The 22,688-nt window shown below is 71.1% G+C and carries 21 protein-coding genes and 1 rRNA gene; 5 read left to right on the forward strand and 17 right to left on the reverse strand.

Annotated features, from left to right (window positions below; translation table 11 throughout):
• Nucleotides 1-26: 26 nt before the first annotated feature.
• The gene (gene lysS / locus ACFQ79_RS34160; RefSeq protein ID WP_383590657.1) at nucleotides 27-1,808 is read right to left on the reverse strand and encodes a lysine--tRNA ligase; all 1,782 of its coding nucleotides are present in this window, start codon (nucleotides 1,806-1,808) and stop codon (nucleotides 27-29) included.
• Between the two features lie 161 nt (nucleotides 1,809-1,969).
• On the opposite strand from lysS, the gene argS reads away from it, so the two are divergent.
• Complete coding sequence (gene argS, locus ACFQ79_RS34165) at nucleotides 1,970-3,766, forward strand: arginine--tRNA ligase (RefSeq protein ID WP_383590659.1); 1,797 nt, start codon at nucleotides 1,970-1,972, stop codon at nucleotides 3,764-3,766.
• Between the two features lie 65 nt (nucleotides 3,767-3,831).
• Here argS and ACFQ79_RS34170 read toward each other — a convergent pair whose 3' ends face one another.
• Nucleotides 3,832-4,101, reverse strand: a complete 270-nt coding sequence (locus tag ACFQ79_RS34170) for a DUF1876 domain-containing protein (protein WP_383590687.1) — start codon at nucleotides 4,099-4,101, stop codon at nucleotides 3,832-3,834.
• 110 nt (nucleotides 4,102-4,211) lie between these two features.
• On the opposite strand from ACFQ79_RS34170, the gene ACFQ79_RS34175 reads away from it, so the two are divergent.
• Complete coding sequence (locus ACFQ79_RS34175; protein ID WP_383590661.1) at nucleotides 4,212-4,988, forward strand: DUF4253 domain-containing protein; 777 nt, start codon at nucleotides 4,212-4,214, stop codon at nucleotides 4,986-4,988.
• 7 nt (nucleotides 4,989-4,995) lie between these two features.
• Here ACFQ79_RS34175 and hemB read toward each other — a convergent pair whose 3' ends face one another.
• From hemB to ACFQ79_RS34205, 6 genes are all read right to left on the reverse strand, one after another.
• Entirely contained in the window at nucleotides 4,996-6,000 is a 1,005-nt protein-coding gene (hemB, locus tag ACFQ79_RS34180; RefSeq protein WP_383590663.1) for a porphobilinogen synthase, read from the reverse strand.
• A gap of 229 nt (nucleotides 6,001-6,229) precedes the next feature.
• A complete protein-coding gene (locus ACFQ79_RS34185; RefSeq protein WP_383590665.1) occupies nucleotides 6,230-7,900 on the reverse strand; it encodes a uroporphyrinogen-III synthase in 1,671 nt (556 codons plus the stop codon).
• Complete coding sequence (hemC, locus tag ACFQ79_RS34190; protein ID WP_383590667.1) at nucleotides 7,897-8,883, reverse strand: hydroxymethylbilane synthase; 987 nt, start codon at nucleotides 8,881-8,883, stop codon at nucleotides 7,897-7,899. The genes ACFQ79_RS34185 and hemC overlap by 4 nt, the downstream gene beginning before the upstream one ends.
• Complete coding sequence (locus ACFQ79_RS34195; RefSeq protein WP_383590669.1) at nucleotides 8,880-10,235, reverse strand: glutamyl-tRNA reductase; 1,356 nt, start codon at nucleotides 10,233-10,235, stop codon at nucleotides 8,880-8,882. Before ACFQ79_RS34195 ends, hemC begins: the two co-directional genes overlap by 4 nt.
• Nucleotides 10,232-11,026 (reverse strand): redox-sensing transcriptional repressor Rex, encoded by a 795-nt coding sequence (locus ACFQ79_RS34200; RefSeq protein WP_383590671.1) that lies wholly within the window; start codon nucleotides 11,024-11,026, stop codon nucleotides 10,232-10,234. Before ACFQ79_RS34200 ends, ACFQ79_RS34195 begins: the two co-directional genes overlap by 4 nt.
• A 272-nt stretch (nucleotides 11,027-11,298) precedes the next feature.
• The gene (locus ACFQ79_RS34205) at nucleotides 11,299-11,580 is read right to left on the reverse strand and encodes a glutaredoxin family protein (protein WP_266893145.1); all 282 of its coding nucleotides are present in this window, start codon (nucleotides 11,578-11,580) and stop codon (nucleotides 11,299-11,301) included.
• 93 nt (nucleotides 11,581-11,673) lie between these two features.
• Here ACFQ79_RS34205 and ACFQ79_RS34210 point away from each other — a divergent pair, with 93 nt between their 5' ends.
• The 3 genes from ACFQ79_RS34210 to ACFQ79_RS34220 all read left to right on the forward strand — a co-directional run bounded on the left by ACFQ79_RS34210 (nucleotide 11,674) and on the right by ACFQ79_RS34220 (nucleotide 15,441).
• On the forward strand, nucleotides 11,674-12,630 hold the full coding sequence (locus ACFQ79_RS34210; protein WP_383590673.1) for an HAD family hydrolase: 957 nt from the start codon (nucleotides 11,674-11,676) through the stop codon (nucleotides 12,628-12,630).
• Between the two features lie 479 nt (nucleotides 12,631-13,109).
• On the forward strand, nucleotides 13,110-13,898 hold the full coding sequence (locus ACFQ79_RS34215; RefSeq protein ID WP_055599624.1) for an ECF subfamily RNA polymerase sigma factor, BldN family: 789 nt from the start codon (nucleotides 13,110-13,112) through the stop codon (nucleotides 13,896-13,898).
• A 298-nt stretch (nucleotides 13,899-14,196) separates the two neighbouring features.
• The gene (locus ACFQ79_RS34220) at nucleotides 14,197-15,441 is read left to right on the forward strand and encodes a DUF5667 domain-containing protein (protein ID WP_383590675.1); all 1,245 of its coding nucleotides are present in this window, start codon (nucleotides 14,197-14,199) and stop codon (nucleotides 15,439-15,441) included.
• 179 nt (nucleotides 15,442-15,620) lie between these two features.
• Here the strand turns inward: ACFQ79_RS34220 and ACFQ79_RS34225 are convergent, their stop codons facing one another.
• From ACFQ79_RS34225 to rrf, 9 genes are all read right to left on the reverse strand, one after another.
• Nucleotides 15,621-16,691, reverse strand: coding sequence for a lysophospholipid acyltransferase family protein (locus ACFQ79_RS34225; RefSeq protein WP_383590677.1), 1,071 nt, complete (start codon nucleotides 16,689-16,691; stop codon nucleotides 15,621-15,623).
• A 15-nt stretch (nucleotides 16,692-16,706) separates the two neighbouring features.
• A complete protein-coding gene (locus tag ACFQ79_RS34230) occupies nucleotides 16,707-17,819 on the reverse strand; it encodes an NAD-dependent epimerase/dehydratase family protein (RefSeq protein WP_383590679.1) in 1,113 nt (370 codons plus the stop codon).
• Nucleotides 17,820-17,957: 138 nt separating this feature from the next.
• Complete coding sequence (locus tag ACFQ79_RS34235; RefSeq protein ID WP_003948845.1) at nucleotides 17,958-18,056, reverse strand: 30S ribosomal protein bS22; 99 nt, start codon at nucleotides 18,054-18,056, stop codon at nucleotides 17,958-17,960.
• Between the two features lie 164 nt (nucleotides 18,057-18,220).
• Nucleotides 18,221-18,430 carry a helix-turn-helix domain-containing protein gene (locus tag ACFQ79_RS34240; protein ID WP_015034391.1) on the reverse strand — a complete coding sequence of 70 codons (210 nt, stop codon included), beginning with the start codon at nucleotides 18,428-18,430 and terminating at the stop codon, nucleotides 18,221-18,223.
• Nucleotides 18,431-18,557: 127 nt separating this feature from the next.
• Entirely contained in the window at nucleotides 18,558-19,373 is an 816-nt protein-coding gene (locus tag ACFQ79_RS34245) for a phosphatase (protein WP_383590681.1), read from the reverse strand.
• A gap of 96 nt (nucleotides 19,374-19,469) precedes the next feature.
• Nucleotides 19,470-20,645, reverse strand: a complete 1,176-nt coding sequence (locus tag ACFQ79_RS34250) for an acetoin utilization protein AcuC (protein ID WP_073916492.1) — start codon at nucleotides 20,643-20,645, stop codon at nucleotides 19,470-19,472.
• Nucleotides 20,614-21,825, reverse strand: coding sequence for an MFS transporter (locus ACFQ79_RS34255; RefSeq protein ID WP_383590683.1), 1,212 nt, complete (start codon nucleotides 21,823-21,825; stop codon nucleotides 20,614-20,616). The genes ACFQ79_RS34250 and ACFQ79_RS34255 overlap by 32 nt, the downstream gene beginning before the upstream one ends.
• A gap of 43 nt (nucleotides 21,826-21,868) precedes the next feature.
• Nucleotides 21,869-22,516 carry an HAD family hydrolase gene (locus tag ACFQ79_RS34260; protein ID WP_383590685.1) on the reverse strand — a complete coding sequence of 216 codons (648 nt, stop codon included), beginning with the start codon at nucleotides 22,514-22,516 and terminating at the stop codon, nucleotides 21,869-21,871.
• A gap of 67 nt (nucleotides 22,517-22,583) precedes the next feature.
• Nucleotides 22,584-22,688, reverse strand: a 5S ribosomal RNA gene (gene rrf, locus ACFQ79_RS34265); the annotation flags it as partial.

A 22,688-nucleotide genomic window follows, 5' to 3' on the forward strand; every position in this document is an offset into this window, starting at 1 on the left:
TTCGCGTACTCAGCTCATCCGCGCGCTCACGCGCCGAGCAGCTTCCTCACCCGGTCCGCGCCCACGGCGAGCAGCAGCGTGGGCAGTCGCGGCCCGGTCTCGCGGCTGACGAGGAGCTTGTAGAGCAGGGCGAAGAACGCGCGCTGCGCGAGCTTCAGCTCGGGCGTCGGCTTGGCCTCGGCGTCGAGACCGGCCATGACCTTCGGGACGCCGTAGACGAGGGTGGTGAGCCCGTCGAGCGACCAGTGGCTGTCGAGGCCCTCCAGGAGCAGGCGGAGCGACTCGCGGCCCTCGTCGTCCAGGGAGCCGAGGAGCTCGGTGTCGGGCTCCTCGCGGACGATGGTGCGCTGGTCGGCCGGGACCTGGCTAGTGATCCAGTTCTCGGCGCGGTCGAGGCGCGGCCGGACCTCGTCGAGGGACGCGACCGGGTTCTCGGGGTCGAGCTCGGTCAGGATGCGCAGGGTCTGCTCGTCGTGGCCGGCGGTGATGTCCATGACCGAGGCGAGCGTGCGGTACGGGAGCGGGCGCGGGGTGCGCGGAAGCTCACCGGCGGCCGTGCGGGCGGCGCGGGTGTGGGCGGCGGCGTCGGCGGGCAGCACGCTGCCGTCGGCGACCTTGGCCTCCAGCTTGTCCCACTCGTCGTAGAGCCGCTGGATCTCCTGGTCGAAGGCGATCTTGAAGGACTGGTTGGGGCGGCGGCGCGCGTACAGCCAGCGCAGCAGCGGTGCTTCCATGATCTTCAGCGCGTCGGCGGCGGTCGGGACGCCACCGCGCGAGGAGGACATCTTGGCCATGCCGCTGATGCCGACGAAGGCGTACATCGGGCCGATCGGCTGGACGCCGTCGAAGATCTCGCGGACGATCTGGCCGCCGACGACGAAGGACGAGCCGGGCGAGGAGTGGTCGACGCCGGAGGGCTCGAAGATGACGCCCTCGTACGCCCAGCGCATCGGCCAGTCGACCTTCCAGACCAGCTTGCCGCGGTTGAACTCGCTCAGCTTCACGGTCTCGGAGAAGCCGCAGTCGGCGCAGGTGTAGGCCAGCTCGGTGGTGTCGTCGTCGTACGAGGTGACGGTGGTCAGGTCCTTCTCGCACTGCCCGCAGTAGGGCTTGTACGGGAAGTAGCCCGAGGAGCCGCCGGAGCCGTCGTCCTCGCTCGCCGCGCCGGAGCCCTCCTCGGCCTCCAGCTCGGCCTCGTCGAGGGGCTTCTGCGACTGCTTCTTCGGTGCCTTCTTCGTCCGGTACTGGTCGAGGATGGCGTCGATGTCGCCGCGGTGCTTCATGGCGTGCAGGATCTGCTCGCGGTAGGTGCCCGCGGTGTACTGCTCGGTCTGGCTGATCGGGTCGTACTCGACGCCGAGCTCGGCCAGCGACTCGACCATGGCGGCCTTGAAGTGCTCGGCCCAGTTGGGGTGGGGCGAGCCGGCGGGGGCGGGGACCGAGGTCAGCGGCTTGCCGATGTGCTCGGCCCAGGAGTCGTCGATGCCCTCGATGCCGTTCGGCACCTTGCGGTAGCGGTCGTAGTCGTCCCAGGAGATCAGGTGCCTGACCTCGTGCCCGCGGCGGCGGATCTCGTCGGCGACCAGGTGCGGGGTCATGACCTCGCGGAGGTTGCCCAGGTGGATCGGGCCGGACGGGGAGAGGCCGGAGGCGACGACGACCGGTTTGCCAGGCGCACGTCGCTCCGACTCGGCGATGACCTCGTCCGCGAAACGGGAGACCCAGTCGGTCTCTGTGCTGCTCTGAGCCACGGTCGGTACGTCCTTCTTCCTGGGTGGGGTGCTGCCTGAGGGCGCTACGTGAGCCATTCTCCCAGACGGAGGAGCGCTCCCCGAGGTTGTCCACAGGCGAAGATCGCCCGCGTCCCCCGGTTGTCCACAGGCGGGGAAATCACGTTGCGCCGCCATGGGACACTTGACAAGCGATTTAGACGCGCAGAACTCCCCGAACTCAACAGGAACGGAAGCTCATGGCCTCGGTCCCTTCCCTCGCTTCGACCGTGCAGCAGCGCCTCGCGGACGGCCTCTCGGCAGCTCTGCCGGACGCCGCGTCCGCCGACCCGCTGCTCCGACGAAGCGACCGGGCCGACTTCCAGGCCAACGGCATCCTGGCGCTCGCCAAGCAGCTCAAGGGCAACCCGCGTGAGCTGGCCACCCAGGTGGTCGCCGCGATCCCGGAGAACGACGTCCTGAAGGAGATCGAGGTCTCGGGCCCCGGCTTCCTGAACATCACGGTCACGGACGCGGCGATCGTGCGGACCCTCGCGGCCCGCGCCGCCGACGCCCGGCTCGGCGTGCCGTTCAACGAGTCGGCCGGCACGACGGTCATCGACTACGCCCAGCCGAACGTGGCGAAGGAGATGCACGTCGGGCACCTGCGCTCCGCCGTGATCGGCGCCGCGATGGTGGAGATCCTGGAGTTCACCGGTGAGAGCGTGGTCCGCCGCCACCACATCGGCGACTGGGGCACGCAGTTCGGCATGCTCATCCAGTACCTGATCGAGCACCCGCACGAGCTGGACCACAAGGCCGAGGACGGCGCCGAGGTCTCCGGTGAGGAGGCCATGTCGAACCTGAACCGGCTGTACAAGGCCTCGCGCGCGCTCTTCGACTCCGACGAGGAGTTCAAGACACGGGCCCGCGCGCGCGTCGTCGACCTCCAGGCCGGCGACGAGCAGACCCTGGCCCTGTGGCAGCGGTTCGTCGACGAGTCGAAGATCTACTTCTACTCGGTCTTCGACAAGCTCGACATGGACATCCGGGACGGCGACGTCGTCGGCGAGTCCGGCTACAACGACATGCTGGTGGAGACCTGCCGCATCCTCGAGGAGTCGGGCGTCGCCGTCCGCTCCGAGGGCGCGCTGTGCGTGTTCTTCGACGACGTGAAGGGTCCGGACGGCAACCCGACCCCGCTGATCGTCCAGAAGTCCGACGGCGGCTTCGGCTACGCGGCGACGGACCTGTCGGCGATCCGCGACCGTGTGCAGAGCCTGAAGGCGACGACCCTGCTGTACGTGGTCGACGCCCGCCAGTCGCTGCACTTCAAGATGGTCTTCGAGACGGCCCGCCGGGCCGGCTGGCTGAACGAGGACGTGAAGGCCGTCCAGCTGGCCTTCGGCACGGTCCTCGGCAAGGACGGCAAGCCGTTCAAGACCCGTGAGGGCGAGACGGTCAGGCTGGTGGACCTGCTGGACGAGGCGGTGGACCGGGCGACGTCGGTCGTGCGCGAGAAGGCGGACGACTTCCGCGAGAAGACCGGGCAGACGCTCCTGACCGAGTCGGAGATCGTCGAGAACGGCCAGTACGTGGGCATCGGCGCCGTGAAGTACGCCGACCTGTCGACGTCCGCAGCGCGCGACTACAAGTTCGACCTGGACCAGATGGTCTCGCTGAACGGCGACACCTCGGTGTACCTCCAGTACGCCTACGCACGGGTCAGGTCGATCTTCGGGAAGGCCGGCGACCGCACGCCGCTCGCTCACCCGGAGCTTGAGCTGGCCCCGGCCGAGCGTGCGCTCGGCCTGCACCTGGACCAGTTCGGCGAGGTGATCGCCGAGACGGCCGCGGAGTACGCCCCGCACAAGCTGGCGGCGTACCTGTACCAGCTGGCGTCGCTGTTCACGACGTTCTACTCGGAGTGCCCCGTCATCAAGCCGGCGCCGGCGCAGGACGTCGCGGAGAACCGCCTCTTCCTCTCCGACCTGACCGCCCGCACCCTGCACCAGGGCATGGCTCTGCTGGGCATCCGGACGCCCGAGCGCCTCTGACGATCGCGGAGCGGCATCCGAAGGCGAAGCCCCCGGTACGAATCACCGTGCCGGGGGCTTCGTCGTCAACGGATGGAGTGCGAGGTCCGGCCCGAGACCTCGTCGATCTCCGTGTGGGCCTTCTGGAGCAGCTGGGAGGCGAGGTCCATCAGCGCGCGTGCGCCGGCGATCTCCTCGCCCACCCTGAGCTGCTCCGGGTCGGAGGGGTGGCGGCTGGCCGTGCCATGGGCCCGGAACTCGGTGCCGTCGGTGAGCCGCACCATGGCCGCGGCCCGCGTCCGGTCACCCTCCTCCTGGAACTCCATCTCCACATGCCATCCGACAAGCGTGTGCATCATGAGGACCACCTCCAGCGAGGTACCTGTCGGCTACCTCTCCAGGGTGCGCCGAGGCGTGCCGCACCACCACTCGCTCCGTTGTCAGTGGCGCCCCGTACGTTCTCCGCATGGCGATGATCCCGAACCAGCTGCCCCGGCTCGCGGCCGATCCGACCGGCCGTTCACTCGGCCTCGACCTGCCGCCCGGCGCCCTCACCGGCCCGGTGGACGCCCCGTACCTCTGGTCGGGACACGGCGCGGCGGGCCCCTCCGCGTGGCGGGCGCTGCGCCCGGCGGCCCGCACGGCGGGGCTGCTGCCGGTGCTGCTGGGCGGTGACTGGAGCCTGGACCGCTGGGAGCTGATGCCGGAGCGGATGAGCGACCCGGCCGACCACGAGGCCGAGGAGGTCCTCGCCGGGTTCTGGGACGCGAACGCGTCCGAGGAGCTGCCCGGAAGCGCCGACTGGCCGGGGCTTGCCCCGGCGCAGCCGTACGACACGGATCCCGACAGGGCGGCGGCCGCGGTCGCCGAGATGCTGACGGAGCCGGGGTTCTGGCTGGAGGACGCCCGCCCGGCCCTGGTTCCGGCACGGCGCAGCGCGGACATACCGGCGGTGATCGGCTGGACGGGGCCGCTGAACCACGAGAACGACGTGGCCCGGCTGTGTGCGGTGCTGCGGTCCTGGGAGGACCGCTTCGGGGCGCGGGTCGTGGCGCTCACCTTCGACCAGCTGGTGGTGTCGGTCGGGGCCCCGCCCACGACCCTTGAGGAGGCGGAGGCGCTGGCGGCGGAGCACTTCGCGTTCTGCCCGGACAACGTCGGCCAGGGCAGCCACGGCGGCCTGCGCGGATACGCCAGGACGGGGCTGCTGGACAGCCCCGTCTGGACCTTCTGGTGGGACTGAGCCCCGGTCAGCGGCGCGCGTCGGACAGCTTCTGGGCGACCTCGGTGGCCCAGTAGGTGAGGATCAGCTGCGCGCCGGCCCGCCGGATGCCGGTCAGCGTCTCGAAGATCGCCCTGTCGCGGTCGATCCAGCCCTTCTCGGCGGCGGCCTCGACCATCGAGTACTCACCACTGATCTGGTACGCGGCGACGGGGACCTCCACGGTCTCGGCGACCTTGGCGACCACGTCGAGGTACGGCCCCGCGGGCTTGACCATCACCATGTCGGCGCCCTCCTCCAGGTCGAGGGCGAGCTCGCGGAGGGATTCCCGCAGGTTGGCGGGGTCCTGCTGGTAGGTCTTGCGGTCGCCGCGGAGGGAGGAGCCGACGGCCTCGCGGAAGGGGCCGTAGAAGGCGGAGGAGTACTTCGCGGTGTACGCGAGGATCGCCACGTCCTCCTTGCCGATGGTGTCGAGGGCGTCCCGGACGACGCCGACCTGGCCGTCCATCATCCCGGAGGGTCCGACGACGTGGACGCCGGCGTCGGCCTGGACCTGGGCCATCTCGGCGTAACGTTCCAGCGTGGCGTCGTTGTCGACGCGGCCGTCGGCGTCGAGGACGCCGCAGTGGCCGTGGTCGGTGTACTCGTCGAGACAGAGATCGGACATGATCACGAGCTCGTCGCCGACCTCGGCACGGACGTCCCGGATGGCGACCTGAAGGATCCCGTCGGGGTCGGTCCCGGCCGTCCCCGCCGCGTCCTTCTTCTCGTCCTCGGGCACGCCGAAGAGCATGATCCCGGAGACCCCGGCCTCCACCGCCTCGGCCGCGGCCTTCCGCAGGGTGTCGCGGGTGTGCTGGACGACACCGGGCATGGCCTGGATCGGCACGGGCTCGGTGATCCCCTCGCGCACGAACGCGGGAAGGATCAGATCGGCGGGATGCAGCCGCGTCTCGGCCACCATCCGCCGCATGGCGGGCGTCGTCCGCAGCCGCCGCGGCCGCGCCCCGGGAAAGGATCCGTACGAGTTCATAGCCCCGAGGCTACGCCCGCCCAAAGAGTGCTTTTACCGACCACCTGTGGGCATGCACGCCCCCCAGATCCAGCCCCCACCCACACGCATGCACGCCGCCCCGCTGAACGCCGCCCACCTCCGTGTGGGCGCGGCATCGACGCGGAGGCACCGCCCCCGCAGAACGAACACCCGCACCAAAGCAAAGTGCGGGCCCCCTCGAGGACCCGCACCCCACCCCAGCCGACCGCTACGTCGTACGACGCCTCCGCGCCCCCGGCCGCCGCTCACTGGGCCGAGTGACGGGATCCCCCGCCTCCAGCGCAGCCTCCCGCCGCCGCAGCCCGAAGTCCGCCAGCGCCTCCGCCAGCTTGTGCACCGACGGCTCGGGCGACAGCACGTCCACCCGCAGCCCGTGCTCCTCGGCGGTCTTCGCCGTGGCGGGACCGATGCACGCGATGACGGTCACGTTGTGGGGCTTCCCGGCGATACCGACCAGGTTCCGCACCGTCGACGACGACGTGAACAGAACGGCGTCGAAGCCACCGCCCTTGATCGCCTCACGCGTGTCCGCCGGCGGCGGCGAAGCCCGTACGGTCCGGTAGGCGGTGACGTCGTCGACCTCCCACCCGAGCTCGATCAGGCCCGCGACCAGCGTCTCCGTCGCGATGTCGGCCCGCGGCAGGAAGACACGGTCGATCGGGTCGAAGACCGGGTCGTACGGCGGCCAGTCCTCGAGCAGACCCGCCGCGGACTGCTCCCCGCTCGGCACCAGGTCCGGCTTCACACCGAAGTCGACCAGCGCCGCGGCCGTCTGCTCGCCCACCGCCGCGACCTTGATCCCGGCGAAGGCACGCGCGTCGAGCCCGTACTCCTCGAACTTCTCCCGTACCGCCTTCACCGCGTTGACCGAGGTGAAGGCGATCCACTCGTAGCGCCCGGTCACGAGCCCCTTGACCGCACGCTCCATCTGCTGGGGCGTGCGCGGCGGCTCGACGGCGATGGTCGGCACCTCGTGCGGCACCGCGCCGTACGAGCGCAGCTGGTCGGAGAGCGACGCGGCCTGCTCCTTGGTACGCGGCACGAGGACCCGCCAGCCGAACAGCGGCTTCGACTCGAACCACGACAGCTGGTCCCGCTGCGCCGGGGCGCTGCGCTCGCCGACCACGGCTATGACCGGCCGGTGGCCCTCGGGCGAGGGGAGGACCTTGCCCTGCTTGAAGACCTGGGCGATGGTGCCGAGCGTGGCGTTCCAGGTCCGCTGCCGGGTGGTCGTGCCGGCGATGGTGACGGTGAGCGGGGTGTCCGGCTTACGGCCCGCCGCCACCAGTTCACTGGCGGCCGCGGCCACCGCGTCGAGCGAGGTGGACACGACGACGGTGCCGTCGGAGGCGCCGACCTCGGTCCAGCACCGCTCGTCGGCGGTGCGGGCGTCGACGAAGCGCACGTCGGTGCCCTGGGCGTCGCGGAGCGGGACGCCGGCGTACGCGGGTACGCCGACGGCCGTGGCGACGCCGGGGACGACCTCGAAGGGGATGCCCTCGGCGGCGCAGACGAGCATCTCGGCTCCCGCGTTGCCGTCGAGGCCGGGGTCGCCGGTCACCGCACGGACGACCCGCCTGCCGCCCCTCGCGGCCTCCATGACAAGATTGGCCGCGTCCCTCAACACGGGGACACCGGCGGTTGTTGACGCCTCGTCAACAATCGTCAGCTCCGGCGTGCTCACCCCCGCGCGCGCGTGGCCGCGAACGACCTCGAGCACCTCCGGCTCGGCGATCAGGACATCCGCTCCGGCGAGGGCCTCCACGGCCCTGAGGGTCAGGAGTCCGGGGTCACCGGGGCCTGCGCCGAGGAATGTGACGTGTCCATGGCCCGCGAAGGCCGGGGACAGCGGGCTGGTGGTCGGGCTGGTGGGGTTCAAAGTGCTCGCTCCCCCATAAGACCGGCCGCACCCTTGGCGAGCATCTCGTCCGCGAGTTCGCGTCCGAGCGCCATGGCCTCGTCGTGCGAGGTGGGTACGGGTCCGGTGGTGGACAGCTGCACCAGCGTCGAGCCGTCGGTGGTGCCGACGACGCCGCGCAGGCGCATTTCGGTGACAACCTGCCCGTGACCGGGGTCGTCGGCCAGCAGGTCGGCCAGCGCACCCACGGGTGCGGAGCAGCCGGCCTCCAGGGCGGCGAGCAGGGATCGCTCGGCGGTCACGGCGGCCCGGGTGAGCGGGTCGTCGAGCTCGGCGAGCGCGGTGACGAGGTCGGCGTTCGACGCCAGGCACTCGATCGCCAGGGCCCCCTGGCCGGGGGCGGGCAGGACGGAGTCGACCGACAGGTGGTCGAGCGACAGGGAGCCGGTGAGCTCCGCCGTCCCGCCGATGCGGTTGAGGCCTGCCGCGGCGAGGACCACCGCGTCCAGTTCCCCGCTGCGTACGTAGCCGACCCGGGTGTCGATGTTGCCCCGGATCGGGACGCAGGTGATCTCCAGGCCGTGATTGCGCGCGTACGCGTGGAGCTGGGCCATGCGCCGCGGCGAGCCGGTGCCGACCCGGGCGCCCTCGGGCAGCCGGTCCAGCGTCAGTCCGTCGCGGGCGATCAGCACGTCGCGCGGGTCCTCGCGCTCCGGGATCGCGGCCAGCACCAGGTCGGGGTGCTGCGCGGTCGGCAGGTCCTTCAGGGAGTGGACGGCGAAGTCCACCTCGTCCGCGAGCAGCGCGTCACGCAGGGCGGCGACGAAGACGCCGGTGCCGCCGATCTGCGCGAGGTGCTCCCGGGAGGTGTCCCCGTACGTCGTGATCTCCACGAGCTCGACGGGCCGGCCGGTCAGCTGCCGGACGGCGTCGGCCACGTGCCCGGACTGGGCCATGGCGAGCTTGCTGCGCCTGGTCCCGAGCCTCAGTGCCCTCTCGGTCATACTCGCCCTCGGTTCTTGACGTCGGCGTCATTCAGGTCGGCCCGGCTGACAGAAGCCACCGTCTCCGGGTCGAGGTCGAAGAGTGTCCGCAGCGCGTCCGCGTACCCGGCACCGCCGGGCTCGCTCGCCAGCTGCTTGACCCGCACGGTCGGCGCGTGCAGGAGCTTGTCGACCACGCGGCGCACGGTCTGGGTGATCTCGGCGCGCTGCTTGTCGTCGAGGCCGGGCAGCCGGCCCTCGAGCCGGGCGACCTCGCCGGCCACCACGTCGGCGGCCATGGTGCGCAGGGCGACGACGGTGGGGGTGATGTGGGCGGCGCGCTGGGCGGCGCCGAAGGCCGCGACCTCGTCGGAGACGATGCCGCGCACCTGGTCGACGTCGGCGGCCATCGGCGCGTCGGCGGAGGCCTCGGCGAGCGACTCGATGTCGACGAGCCGGACACCGGGGATGCGGTGGGCGGCGGCGTCGATGTCGCGCGGCATGGCGAGGTCGAGCAGGGCGAGCGGGCTGCGGCGGCCCTGGACGGCGGTCTCGACGTCGTCCCCGGTGAGGACGAGTCCGGTGGCACCGGTGCAGGAGACGACGACGTCGGCACGTGTCAGTTCGTCGCCGACGGCAACCATCTCGACCGCGTGCGCGGCCACCCCCGTGCCGCCGGGCTCGTTCAGGATCTGCGCGAGCCGCTCGGCACGGGCCAGGGTGCGGTTGGCGATGACGATCTCGGAGACGCCGGAACGCGCGAGCGTGGCGGCGGCGAGCGAGGACATCGAGCCGGCGCCGATGACGAGCGCCTTCTTGCCCTTGGCCCAGGTGTCGACGTCGGTGCCGTCGGCGAGCTGCTCCAGGCCGAAGGTGACGAGCGACTGCCCGGCCCGGTCGATCCCGGTCTCGCTGTGGGCGCGCTTGCCGACCCTCAGGGCCTGCTGGAACAGGTCGTTGAGGAGGCGGCCCGCGGTGTGCAGCTCCTGGCCGAGGGCCAGGGCGTCCTTGATCTGGCCGAGGATCTGGCCTTCGCCGACGACCATCGAGTCGAGCCCGCAGGCCACCGAGAAGAGGTGGTGGACGGCCCGGTCCTCGTAGTGCACGTAGAGATAGGGGGTGAGCTCGTCCAGGCCGACGCCGCTGTGCTGCGCGAGCAGCGTGGACAGCTCGGCGACACCGGCGTGGAACTTGTCCACGTCGGCGTAGAGCTCGATGCGGTTGCAGGTGGCCAGGACGGTGCCCTCGGCGGCCGGTTCGGCGGCGAGGGTGTCCTGGAGGAGCTTGGCCTGGGTGTCCGCCGCGAGGGCCGCCCGCTCCAGGATGGAGACGGGGGCGCTGCGGTGGCTGAGGCCGACGACGAGAAGGCTCATGCCGGCATCACGGCGGGGACGTCCCCGTCGGGTCCCTTGCGGTTGCCGCCCGTCGCGCCACGGGGGGCCGGCGGCGCGACGGCCGTGGCGGTCTCCGCTTCGGCGGCGTCGGCCTCGGCGCTGGACTCCTCGCCGGCCTTGCGCTGCTCGTGGAAGGCGAGGATCTGCAGCTCGATGGAGAGGTCGACCTTGCGTACGTCCACGCCGTCGGGCACGGAGAGCACGGTCGGGGCGAAGTTCAGGATGGAGGTGACTCCGGCGGCCACGAGCCGGTCGCAGACCTGCTGGGCGACGCCGGCGGGGGTCGCGATGACGCCGATGGAGACGCCGTCCTCCTCGATGATCTTCTCGAGGTCGTCGCTGTGCTGGACGGGGATCCCGGCGACCGGCTTGCCGGTCATGGCGGGGTCGGCGTCGATCAGCGCGGCGACGCGGAAGCCACGGGAGGCGAAACCGCCGTAGCCGGCGAGCGCGGCACCGAGGTTGCCGATGCCGACGATGACGACCGGCCAGTCCTGGGTGAGCCCCAGCTCACGGGAGATCTGGTAGACGAGGTACTCGACGTCGTAGCCGACTCCGCGGGTGCCGTAGGAACCCAGGTAGCTGAAGTCCTTGCGCAGCTTCGCGGAGTTGACCCCCGCCGCGGCGGCGAGCTCTTCGGAGGAGACCGTGGGTACGGAGCGCTCCGAGAGCGCGGTGAGTGCGCGCAGATACAGCGGAAGCCGGGCGACGGTGGCCTCGGGAATTCCTCGGCTACGGGTCGCCGGTCGGTGAGTTCGGCCAGTTGCCACGGTGCTCCTGCGGGATGAGCGGGGCTGCAGGCGGCCATATGTCCCAAGACCGCCCCGTCGAATGCAGGCTATGTCTTTGTGAACGCGTGCACAAAGATGGTGTCCGTTTTGTCTGCCCAAAGTGACCGGGGTCACGCGGCTGGTTCGTATCGTCACGGAACCGCGCGGCGCGTCAGCGCGTTGAGAACCCGAAGGGGGCAAAACCGCACACACTCCTCACGACACCGCCCCCGAAGCCCAACAAAACGTCCACGATGGTAGCCGTCTTTCGGTCACGCACCCAGTTCGCGCCGGAGCCGCCCGGCGTCGACGCGCCAGAAGGTGTGCTGCTCACCGTCGACCAGGACGACGGGAATCTGCTCCCAGTAGGCCCGGTGGAGCTCCTCGTCCTGGGTGATGTCCTTCTCCTCCCAGCGGGCCCCCGTCTCCGCGCACACGGCCTCGATCACCGCGCGGGCGTCGTCGCAGAGATGACAGCCCGGCTTGCCGATCAGCGTCACGGTGCGCGATCCGGCGTCCGTCTTCTTCTTCGTCCGTCCGAACATGACGTCCATTCTGTCCCTGATTAACAGGGGAGCCCCACAGTGTTCACGCCGCGGCATCGTCACAAGTCGGGAAGTACCGAACAGACTGGCTATGCTCACGGCATGGCCGCTCTGGGATGGCTCACCCCCCGTAGGCGCTCCGCCACCGCGCGCAGCGTGCTCGCAGGCGAGGCCGCTGCCGAGGCAGCGCGCAAGTCCTCGCTCCAGCTGGAACGCGAGCGGGAGGAGGCGGCCCAGGAACCCGCGGAGGCCGAGACTCCGCCCGAGCCCGAGTTCCCGGTCGTCGGCGACGTACGGGCGGCCGCGTTCTTCGATCTCGACAACACCGTGATGCAGGGCGCGTCGATCTTCCACTTCGGCCGCGGCCTCTACAAGCGGAAGTTCTTCCAGCGCCGCGAACTCGCCCGCTTCGCCTGGGCGCAGGCCTGGTTCCGGATCGCCGGCGTCGAGGACCCCGAGCACATCCAGGAGGCCCGCGACAGCGCCCTGTCCATCGTCAAGGGCCACCGCGTCTCCGAACTGATGTCGATCGGCGAGGAGATCTACGACGAGTACATGGCCGACCGCATCTGGCCCGGCACCCGCGACCTCGCCCAGGCGCACCTGGACGCGGGACAGAAGGTCTGGCTGGTCACCGCCGCCCCGGTCGAGACGGCCACGATCATCGCCCGCAGGCTCGGCCTGACCGGCGCGCTCGGCACGGTCGCCGAGTCCGTCGACGGCGTCTACACGGGCAGGCTGGTCGGCGAGCCCCTGCACGGCCCGGCGAAGGCCGAGGCGGTACGGGCCCTCGCCGCCGCCGAGGGCCTCGACCTGAGCCGCTGCGCCGCGTACAGCGACTCGCACAACGACATCCCGATGCTCTCGCTCGTCGGCCACCCGTACGCGATCAACCCGGACACGAAGCTCCGCAAGCACGCGAAGGCCCGGGACTGGCGACTGCGCGACTACCGGACGGGCCGCAAGGCCGCCAAGGTCGGCATCCCCGCCGCCGCGGGCCTGGGCGCCCTGGCCGGCGGCACGGCGGCCGCGGTCGCCCTGCACCGCCGCCGCCACTGAGGCCCGGCGCCACTGAGGCCCGGCGCCACCTTTCCCTCCCGGTCCGCCGGGACGGGCCGCGGAACGGCCTGCCGGAACGGTCTGCCGATACGTTTCGGCTGCGATCATCTGCGACAACCCCGGACCAGGCGCCCTCACCCGTCCGTGGTCGAACACCACCGCACAGGTCGACTCTCAGGCATTCGGGGCTCCTTACCCCGCAGCGGCCCCGATCACTCACCGGTCCCGCACTTGAGCACAACGCAACGTGCGCGCAGTCACACTCGGAAGCAAATCGATCAACAATCGGTCACCAATCGCACCTTGATCCGACTGCAAGCAGTAACAGAACCGACGGAACCGGTGATTTGAGCAACTGGGTGTAGCGCTGCCTGTACGAAGCGTTATTCTCCTGGGACGCACAAAGGACCCCTCACGTCGCCACGACGGGTGAACGGTCCCGCACTGCACGTGATGGAAGCTCTGCCTCTGGGAGTCCCGTGTACCCACACGTCGGGGTTGACACCTCGGGCCTGGCTACGCTGCGCGCAACGGTCCTCGACCGTTTGCGCGGCTTCGTCCCCACCGCGTACGCCGGCCCTGTCCCCGCCTTCGCCTTCGCCGCACCGGCACCCGCCGGCCCTTGCTATGCCCTGGCCGACGGTGGCGCCGCCGTGGGCAGACGCGGTGCCCGGTCCGGAACCTCGACCACCACCCCCCGCCGCCCCACCGCCGACAGCGACAGCGCCCGCATGATGGACCTCGTCGAGCGCGCCCAGGCGGGCGAGGCCGAGGCCTTCGGCCGGCTGTACGACCAGTACAGCGACACCGTCTACCGCTACATCTACTACCGCGTCGGCGGGAAGGCGACGGCGGAGGACCTCACCAGTGAGACGTTCCTGCGCGCCCTGCGCCGGATCTCCACCTTCACCTGGCAGGGCCGCGACTTCGGCGCCTGGCTCGTCACCATCGCCAGGAACCTGGTCGCCGACCACTTCAAGTCGAGCCGCTTCCGCCTGGAAGTGACCACCGGCGAGATGCTCGACGCCAACGAGGTCGAGCGCAGCCCGGAGGACTCCGTCCTGGAGTCCCTCTCCAACGCCGCGCTTCTCGACGCGGTCCGCCGCCTCAACCCCCAGCAGCAGGAGTGCGTCACCCTGCGCTTCCTCCAGGGCCTCTCGGTCGCCGAGACCGCCCGGGTCATGGGGAAGAACGAGGGAGCGATCAAGACCCTCCAGTACCGGGCCGTCCGCACCCTGGCCCGCCTTCTCCCGGACGACGCCCGCTGACCGGTTCACGCCCCCCACACACGCCCTCGCGGACCGGACCGCGCCCCTGCCCCCGCAGCTCCCCCCACATCCCCACGACCCCCGCCCAACTCACAGTCGGTGACGACTCGATGACTCACTGGTCCGATCATCTTTCGCGCGTAACCCAAGTGCCGCGCCGCTCGTTGTGCGGGATGCAGGCTCCCTGTGGACACGCCATGTCCGCAGCCACTCACTCTTTCGTGTGGATGCGCTCAAGGTGTGCAACCTTCCGGACACCCCGGGGAGTCGACCGTCATGACGAGAGGAGGTGCCGCCCGTGATCGCGAACGTATCGGCGCACCGGCGGGCGAACGCCTTCGCCCAGGCCCTGGAGGACCGGGAGTCCGAGGGCGCGGCGGCCGAGCAGCCGGAGACTCCGGCAGAACCGGCCGAACAGGGGCGGCTGTTGGCCGTGGCGAGTGGCCTCGGCGAACTGCCGAAGCCACAGCTGGATCCCGAGGTCAAGGTGGTGCAGCGAGCCCAGCTCGTCGCCGCCATGGAAGCGATGCTCATGGAAGGGAGCGCGGCCGGAGCACCCACGGTGCCCGAGCAGCGCACCGCCGGCGGCAAGGGCGCCCACCGGGCGTCCCCACTGCGGAAGCTACGGCCCCGCTCCCGCTGGTCCAAGGGCCTCGCCGCCGGCGGCCTCACGGTCGGCGTGGCGGCGGGCGCCTTCGGCGGCGTCGCCGCCGCCAGCTCCGACGCGCTCCCCGGTGACTCCCTCTACGGGCTCAAGCGAGGCATGGAGGACATCAAGCTGGGCATGGCGGACGACGACGCGGACCGCGGCGGCATCTACCTCGACCAGGCGTCCACCCGGCTCAGCGAGGCCCGCAGACTCATGGAGCGCGGCCGCATCGGCGACCTCGACCACGAGTCGCTCACCGAGATCCGCCGGGTCCTGGGCGGAATGAAGCACGACGCCACCGAGGGCCACCGGCTGCTCCGCCAGGCCTACGAGCGGGACGGCCAGATCGCCCCGATGGCCAGGCTCAACTCCTTCGCGCAGGCCCACCGGGACACCTGGAACGGCCTCCGCGACCGACTCCCCGTCCAGTTGTCGGACGTGGGCAGCGAGGTCACGCACGTCTTCGACGCCATGGACGAAGAGGTCGAGCCCCTCCAGTCGGTGCTCCCCCGCACCCCCGAGAAGGGCGCGATCGGCACGGAGAGCCCCAGCGGACGCCCGAGCACTCCGCAGACCTCCCAGGGCACGGACACCCAGCGTCCGCCGTCCACTCACGAGGCCCCGCCCTCGGGCAGCCACTCCGCACCGCCCCGCCCGTCGGGCCCCAGCACGGGCACCAGCCCGAGCTCGGACAGCCGCACCCAGTCGCCGGAGGACGACGGTCTCCTCGGCGGCAGCACCGGCGGGCTGCTCAGGCCTCCCGCCTCCCCGACCGGCACACCACCCGCCCCCGCGGACGGCCAGGCACCGACCGAGATGCCGGACGTCACCATTCCGCCCATCCTGCCGGGCCTGCTTCCAGGCCTCGGCATCGACAGCGAGGACGCTCGCTAGCAAGAAGAAGGGGCGCCCCCACGGACGGGGGGCGCCCCTTCTTCCATGCTCCGAACCGCGGCGCTTCTTCCCCTGCTCGGAACCGCGGCGCTTCTTCCCCTGCTCGGAACCGCGGCGCTTCTTCCCCTGTTCGGGACCGCCGCACGTTTCCCCTGCTCCGAACCGCGGCGCTCCCCGGCTCAGAAGAAGACCGACCGCCGCTGCACCAGCAGCTTGTAGAGCGTGTGCTGGATCTGCTCCCGCACCTGATCCGTCAGGTTGAACATCAGCATCGGGTCCTCCGCCGCCTCCGGCGCGTACGAGTCCGTCGGGATCGGCTCACCGAACTGGATCGTCCACTTCGTCGGCAGCGGCAGCGCCCCGAGCGGCCCCAGCCAGGGGAACGTCGGGGTGAGCGGGAAGTACGGGAAGCCGAGCACCCGCGCCAGCGTCTTGGCGTTCCCGACCATCGGGTATATCTCCTCGGCCCCGACGATCGAGCAGGGCACGATCGGCACCCCGGCCCGCAGCGCCGTCGACACGAAACCGCCCCGCCCGAACCGCTGGAGCTTGTACCGCTCCCCGAAGGGCTTCCCGATCCCCTTGAAGCCCTCCGGCATCACGCCGACGATCTCGCCGGAGCGCAACAGCCGCTCCGCGTCCTCCGCGCAGGCCAGGGTGTGCCCCGCCTTGCGGGCCAGCTCGTTGACGACCGGCAGCACGAAGACCAGATCGGCGGCGAGCAGCCGCAGATGCCGCCCGGCCGGATGGTGGTCGTGGACGGCGACCTGCATCATCAGCCCGTCCAGCGGCAGGGTCCCCGAGTGGTTGGCGACGATGAGCGCCCCGCCCTCGGCCGGGATGTTCTCGACGCCCTTCACCTCGACCCGGAAGTACTTCTCGTACAGCGGGCGGAGCAGCGACATCAGGACCTGGTCGGTGAGCTCCTCGTCGTAGCCGAACTCGTCGACCTCGTAGTCGCCGGTGACGCGGCGCCGCAGGAACGCGAGCCCGCCCGCGAGCCGCCGCTCCCAGCCCCCGGCCCCCGCCCCGGCCCCGGTCTCGCCGCCGGCTCCCGCATCGGCGCCAGGGGCCGCTTCCCCGGCCGTGCCGGGAGCGGGGCCCTCCGGGCTCCCCTCAGGCTCCTGGGGGCCCTGCTGAGGCCCCGGCAGGGCCCGTACGGCCGCCGCCTCGCCGTCGGCGCGGCCGCCGGGCCGTCGCCGGGCCCGCGACCGGTCGTCGTCGAACGGAATGACCTTGGCGTCCGCCATCGCTGTCCGGTCTCCTCAGGCGCCGTCGTGAACAGAGTGAACAGAGCGCACCTCGTGCGCAGGGGGTACGGAGGGCGCGGGGTCGCCCGGACGCGCGGTCGACGAGCCCAGCCGCTCCGCGATCCGGTCCACCGCCCCCGCCAGCATCTCCGGCGGCAGCAGCCCCGGTCCCCGGCCCCGCGCGAAGTCCGCGAGGGCCTCCGCCGTGGTGTAGCGCGGCACGAAGCCGAGGACCTCACGCGTCTGCACCGTCGACACGACCCGGCCGTGGGTGAGCAGCCGGATCTGTTCGGGAGCGAAGTCGGTGATCCCGACGGTCCGCAGAGCCGTCCCCACCCAGGTCACGGCCGGCAGCAGCACCGGCACGGTGGGCCGCCCGAGCCGCCGCGCGCACTGCGACAGCAGGAGCACCCCGTCGCCCGCGACGTTGAAGGTGCCGCTGTTCAGGGTGGCCCTGCGGGGCTCCTGCGCGACCAGGCGCAGCACGTCGATGACGTCGTCCTCGTGGACGAACTGCAGCCGCGGGTCGTAGCCGAGGACGGTCGGCAGCACCGGCAGCGCGAGGTACTCGGCGAGCGGCGAGTCGATCCGGGGCCCGAGGATGTTCGCGAACCGCAGCACGCACACGGCCACGTCCGGGCGGCGCCGGGCGAACCCCCGCACGTATCCCTCGACCTCGACTGCGTCCTTCGCGAAGCCCCCGCTGGGCAGTGACTTCGCGGCCGTCGTCTCGGTGAAGACGGCCGGGTCACGGGGAGCGGAGCCGTAGACACTCGTACTGGACTTGATCACGAGCCGGCCGATCCGCGGCGACTTCTGGCAGGCGCCGAGGAGCTGCATCGTGCCGATGACGTTGGTCTCCTTGACCGACGTACGGCCGCCGCCGCCGAGCGCCGTACCGGTGACGTCCAGATGGACCACCGTGTCGACGTCGTGCTCGGCGAGGACCTTCGCGATCTCCGGCCGGCGGATGTCCGCCCGTACGAACTCGGCGGCGCCGAGCTGGTGCGCCGGGTCGACCGCGTCCACCGCGATCACCCGGTCCACCTCCGGATCCCGCTGGATCCGCCGCACGAAGCGGCCCCCGAGATGCCGGGCGGCACCGGTGACGAGCACGACCTTGCCCAAGATCAGCGCCTTCCGTCCGTCTTCCGTTGGTCGCCACCGTAGCGCCTCGAGATTTCCGCGCAAATAAAACGTGGCCCTCCACCGCGAACGGTGAAGGGCCACGTCTGACGCACTGAACGCTGCGAAGCAGCTGTCGCCTTACTTCTTGTTGCGACGCTGAACGCGCGTGCGCTTGAGCAGCTTGCGGTGCTTCTTCTTGGCCATCCGCTTACGCCGCTTCTTGATAACAGAGCCCACGACTACCCTCGCTCACTTCTCGGAACATCCCCGCCTCCCGGCGGGGATCGGTGCGGGGCGTCTGGGCCCACACGACCTACGTCGGCCTAGCCTACCGTCCCGAGCACCGCGCTTGTAATCCGAGGGACATACGGAGCTTTCCCGGCGTTGTCGCCGCGCTCGCGCTACGCGGTCCCCACCCCCACGAAGGACTCCCGCAGGTACTCGTGAACCGCCTGTTCCGGCACCCGGAAGGACCTGCCCACCCGGATCGCCGGCAGATGACCGCTGTGCACCAAGCGGTACACGGTCATCTTGGACACGCGCATCACCGAGGCGACTTCCGCCACGGTCAGAAACTTGACCTCGTTGAGAGGTCGTTCGCCAGCAGCCATGACCCACCTGTACCTTCCGCCGCGACGCCCACCGGCTTCCCCTCCGGTGACTCTTCGTCGCCGAGCGCTCACGCTCCAGACTAGGGGCGGGTGGTACGAGTGGGGAAGAGGAGCTACCACCTGCCGTTTACCGTGACAGACACGCTCGATTGAGTACATAGCGCGTCAGCGGACGGTAGTAGTCGGAGCGCACGCCGTCATCAAGCGGAACGGCCACCGACACCTGTCCCTCCGCCTCGCCGACGAACAGCGCCGGATCATCCGTATCGGCGAGACCGATGGTCTCAATACCCAGCTGACCAGCCCCGCAGACCCAGCCGTGGTCGCCGACGACGAGCTCGGGCAGCGGCCCGCCGGCCTCGGCGGCGCTCTCCAGAGCCGCCCTAACCGGCAGCGGAGAGTGGGAGTGCGCCCCCGGCTCGCGCCCACCCCCCGACGGCCCCGGCTCTCGCACCAACGCGACCCCCCGTACGTAGTCGAGAAGGTACGTGCGTACGCCGAACCGGGTCGTTATGTCGACACATCGCCCCTGCGCCGGTGTGAGAACAAGACATCCCGCCGCCGACAACGCGTCTGCGAGAGCGACGTAGAAACCGAGCAGCCGGTGCGGATGACCCGTCCCGAGGAGCACCGGAACCCGCCGCGCGGCCGCCGCACCCAACCGTGCCGCGAACGCGTCCAGCCCCCTCAGCGTCCGCTCGGGATCGATGACATCGGGCCCCGACCGGTGCGCCGGATCATCCGACACCCCGCACTTGTCGGCCATCAGCCGCAGCAGATCGGCCTCACCCCACCCCCAGGTGGGATCGAGCCCCAGCAGCACCCGCGGATCGCGCGCCGCGAAGAGCCGATAGCTCCGCAGGCTCTCCTCCCGCGACGTCGCCACCGTGCCCGCCAACCCCGCCGCCAACAGATGCGCCCGCAGCGCCCCGGTACTCAACACCCACCCGATGCTGCCGGAACACCCCCTCCCCGGAGCCGAAACCCCCGGGACACCCCACCGTCGGCGTAACGCCCGCCAGAACGTTCCTGCCGATCCCTACGCGAGCATCCCCCGCAGCGGAAAGGCCGCCTTCCGGGTCGCGAGCACCGCCTGGTCCAGCCGGTCCGCCGGGTCGTAGCCCTCGGACCAGTCCCGGAAGCCCACCGGCCACAGACCGTCCGTCATCCGCCCGGGCCCCAGCTGCCGGGTCCGCGCGTACACCTCGTCCCGCCAGGACGACGGGATCACCGACTCCGGATCCACCGGGGCGTGCGCGGCGATCCCCACCAGATGCGTCCACGACCGCGGTACGACGTCGACCACCGCGTACCCACCACCGCCCAGGGCCAGCCAGCGCCCCTCGGCGTACTCGTGCGCCAGCTCGTGACACGCCTCCTGCACCGCCCGCTGCGCGTCGAGCGACACCGCGAGATGCGCCAGCGGATCCTCGAAATGCGTGTCCGCCCCGTGCTGCGTGACGAGGACCTGCGGCCGGAAGTCCGCGAGCAGCTCCGGTACGACCGCGTGGAACGCCCGCAGCCACCCCGCGTCCCCCGTCCCGGCCGGCAGCGCCACGTTCACGGCCCCGCCCTCACCGGGGCCGGCCGCCCCGGTCTCCTCCGGCCAGCCCGTCTGCGGGAACAGCGTCCGGGGATGCTCGTGCAGCGACACCGTCAGCACCCGGGGGTCCTCCCAGAACGCCGCCTGCACCCCGTCCCCGTGATGCACGTCCACATCCACGTACGCGACCCGCTCCGCGCCCAGCTCGAGCAGCCGCGCGATCGCCAGGGACGCGTCGTTGTAGATGCAGAACCCCGACGCGGCCCCCGGCATCGCGTGGTGCAGACCGCCCGCGAAGTTCACCGCGTGCGCGGCCTCCCCGCGCCACACCGCCTCCGCAGCGCCCACCGACTGCCCCGCGATCAACGCCGACGCCTCGTGCATCCCGGCGAAGGCCGGATCGTCGACCGTGCCGAGCCCGTACGACTGGTCGGCGTGCCGCGGATCGGCCGACGCCGCCCGCACCGCCGCCACATAGTCCTCACGGTGGACGAGACGCAGCGTCGAGTCCCCCGCCGGCTTCGCCGCGACCACGTCCACGGCTCGGTCGAGCCCGTACGCCCGCACCAACGACATCGTCAGCGCGAGCCGTACCGGATCCATCGGATGCTCGGACCCGAAGTCGTACTGCGTGACAGCTTCATCCCACATCAACAGTGCGCGGCCGCTCATGCCCGCCACCGTATCGGGCCGGTCGCTCACCGAACGACGTGGCATACACCACCGTCACCAGGACAAGCGCCATCGGCACCAGCATGGCCCCCCGGTAGCTCCACGCGTCACCCAGCGCCCCCACCAACGGTGAGCCGATCAGGAATCCGACGTAGTTGAAGACATTGAGCCGCGCCACCGCCGCGTCGCTCGCCCCCGGGAACAGACGCCCGGCCGCCGCGAAGGTCTGCGGAACGATCACACTCAGCCCGAGCCCCAGCACCGTGAACCCGAAGATCCCCACCCACGCCCCCGGCGACACCGCCACCACCACGAACCCCAGCGCCCCCAGCACGGCGCCGGCCCGCACGACCGCCGCCGCCCCGAACCGCCGCACCCCGAAGTCCCCCACGGCCCGACCGAGCAAGGTCGTCACCATGTACGCGTTGTACGGCACGGTGGCCAGCTCCTCCGAGCTGCCCAGCACGTCCTGGAGGTACTTGGCACTCCAGTTGGAGACGGTCGAGTCCCCGATGTACGCGAAGGTCATCACCAGACACAGCGGCAACAACAGCTTGAAGGCGACACCACTCCCCTTACCGCCCCCCTCCTCCGCCACGGCCACGGCTCCGGTCCCGTCGCCCCCGGCGACGTACCAGCGGCTCCCGACGAAGGCGAGGGGCAGCAGCACCGCCACCACCGGCAGGTAGGACACGAAGAGCGACAGATGCCAGTGCGCCCCCGCCCAGGCCAGCGAGGCCCCCGCGATCCCGCCGAGGCTGTACGAGGCGTGGAAGCCGAGCATGATGCTCCGCCCGTACGCCCGCTGGAGGCTGACCCCCAGCATGTTCATGGAGGCGTCGAGCGCCCCGACCGCGAGCCCGAAGAGGCCCAGGGCCAGAGCCGCGTGCCACAGCTGGTCCCCCATCCCCACGGCGAGCAGCGCCAGGAGCACGAACGGCTGGGCCCACCGCAGCACCACCGCGGGCCCCACCCGGGCGACGACCTTCTCCGTCATCACACTCGCGACACCGGCCAGGATCGGCACGGCGGCGAGGAAGGCCGGCAGCAACGCGTCCGAGATCCCGTACCGGTCCTGGATCGCCGGTATTCGGGTCACGAGCAGGGCGAAGGTCACCCCCTGCACGAAAAAGCTGACCGCCAGGGATCCCCGCCCACGCCGCAACCGCGCATCCGTCATGGCGGCACAGCGTACGGCCGGAACCTACCCGGGGGTAGATGGATCACAGTCCCAATATCGCCGGCAGCTCGTCCATGGCGCCGAAGAACCCCTTGGCGCCCGCGAGCTTCTCCTCGGGCGTCATCGCGGTGAACCCGTACACGTCCATCCGGGCCGCCACCGCCGCCTGTACCCCGAGCCGGCTGTCCTCGACGACCACGCACCGCTCCGGCGCCACGCCCATCCGCGAGGCGGCATGGAGGAACAGATCGGGCGCCGGCTTCCCCCGGCCGACGTCCTCGGCGCTGAAGACGAGCTCGTCCGGGAACCAGGCGTCGAGCCCGGTCTTCCGGTGCCCCACCCGGATCCGCTCATGACTCCCCGAGGAGGCCACACAGTACGGAACCCCCGCCTCGGCCAGCTGCTTGAGCACCTCCCCGGCCCCGGGCACGGCCTCGAGCTCGGCCTGGAAGGCGGCGAAGACCCGCGCGTGGAACGTCTCGTCGAACCCCGCCGGCAACCGCTGCCCACTCCGCTCCTCGACGAGCTCGTGAATGCGGTGCATGGCGGATCCCATGTAGTCGCGCACGGATTCCTCGTACGTGGTGGGATGCCCGAGCTCCGTCAGATAGCCGGCCAACAGCGTGTTGGAAATCGGCTCGCTGTCCACGAGCACACCGTCGTTGTCGAAGATCACCAGGTCGTAGCGCATGCGCCCAGCTTAGAACGCAAAAATGCCTCAACCCCCGGACAAGGTCCGGGGGTTGAGGCTAAAAATTGTTCGGCGGCGTCCTACTCTCCCACAGGGTCCCCCCTGCAGTACCATCGGCGCTGAAAGGCTTAGCTTCCGGGTTCGGAATGTAACCGGGCGTTTCCCTAACGCT

Origin of the sequence: Streptomyces sp. NPDC056480 (assembly GCF_042795405.1) — a bacterium.
Lineage (GTDB): Bacteria > Actinomycetota > Actinomycetes > Streptomycetales > Streptomycetaceae > Streptomyces.

What these genes read in the sequence shown, in the direction of transcription:
- lysS (WP_383590657.1), bottom strand. Translation starts at nt 1,808, where the DNA reads ATGGCTCACGTAGCGCCCTCAGGCAGCACCCCACCCAGGAAGAAGGAC.
- argS (WP_383590659.1), top strand. Translation starts at nt 1,970, where the DNA reads ATGGCCTCGGTCCCTTCCCTCGCTTCGACCGTGCAGCAGCGCCTCGCG.
- ACFQ79_RS34170 (WP_383590687.1), bottom strand. Translation starts at nt 4,101, where the DNA reads ATGCACACGCTTGTCGGATGGCATGTGGAGATGGAGTTCCAGGAGGAG.
- ACFQ79_RS34175 (WP_383590661.1), top strand. Translation starts at nt 4,212, where the DNA reads ATGGCGATGATCCCGAACCAGCTGCCCCGGCTCGCGGCCGATCCGACC.
- hemB (WP_383590663.1), bottom strand. Translation starts at nt 6,000, where the DNA reads ATGAACTCGTACGGATCCTTTCCCGGGGCGCGGCCGCGGCGGCTGCGG.
- hemC (WP_383590667.1), bottom strand. Translation starts at nt 8,883, where the DNA reads ATGACCGAGAGGGCACTGAGGCTCGGGACCAGGCGCAGCAAGCTCGCC.
- ACFQ79_RS34195 (WP_383590669.1), bottom strand. Translation starts at nt 10,235, where the DNA reads ATGAGCCTTCTCGTCGTCGGCCTCAGCCACCGCAGCGCCCCCGTCTCC.
- ACFQ79_RS34205 (WP_266893145.1), bottom strand. Translation starts at nt 11,580, where the DNA reads ATGGACGTCATGTTCGGACGGACGAAGAAGAAGACGGACGCCGGATCG.
- ACFQ79_RS34210 (WP_383590673.1), top strand. Translation starts at nt 11,674, where the DNA reads ATGGCCGCTCTGGGATGGCTCACCCCCCGTAGGCGCTCCGCCACCGCG.
- ACFQ79_RS34225 (WP_383590677.1), bottom strand. Translation starts at nt 16,691, where the DNA reads ATGGCGGACGCCAAGGTCATTCCGTTCGACGACGACCGGTCGCGGGCC.
- ACFQ79_RS34240 (WP_015034391.1), bottom strand. Translation starts at nt 18,430, where the DNA reads ATGGCTGCTGGCGAACGACCTCTCAACGAGGTCAAGTTTCTGACCGTG.
- ACFQ79_RS34250 (WP_073916492.1), bottom strand. Translation starts at nt 20,645, where the DNA reads ATGAGCGGCCGCGCACTGTTGATGTGGGATGAAGCTGTCACGCAGTAC.
- ACFQ79_RS34255 (WP_383590683.1), bottom strand. Translation starts at nt 21,825, where the DNA reads ATGACGGATGCGCGGTTGCGGCGTGGGCGGGGATCCCTGGCGGTCAGC.
- ACFQ79_RS34260 (WP_383590685.1), bottom strand. Translation starts at nt 22,516, where the DNA reads ATGCGCTACGACCTGGTGATCTTCGACAACGACGGTGTGCTCGTGGAC.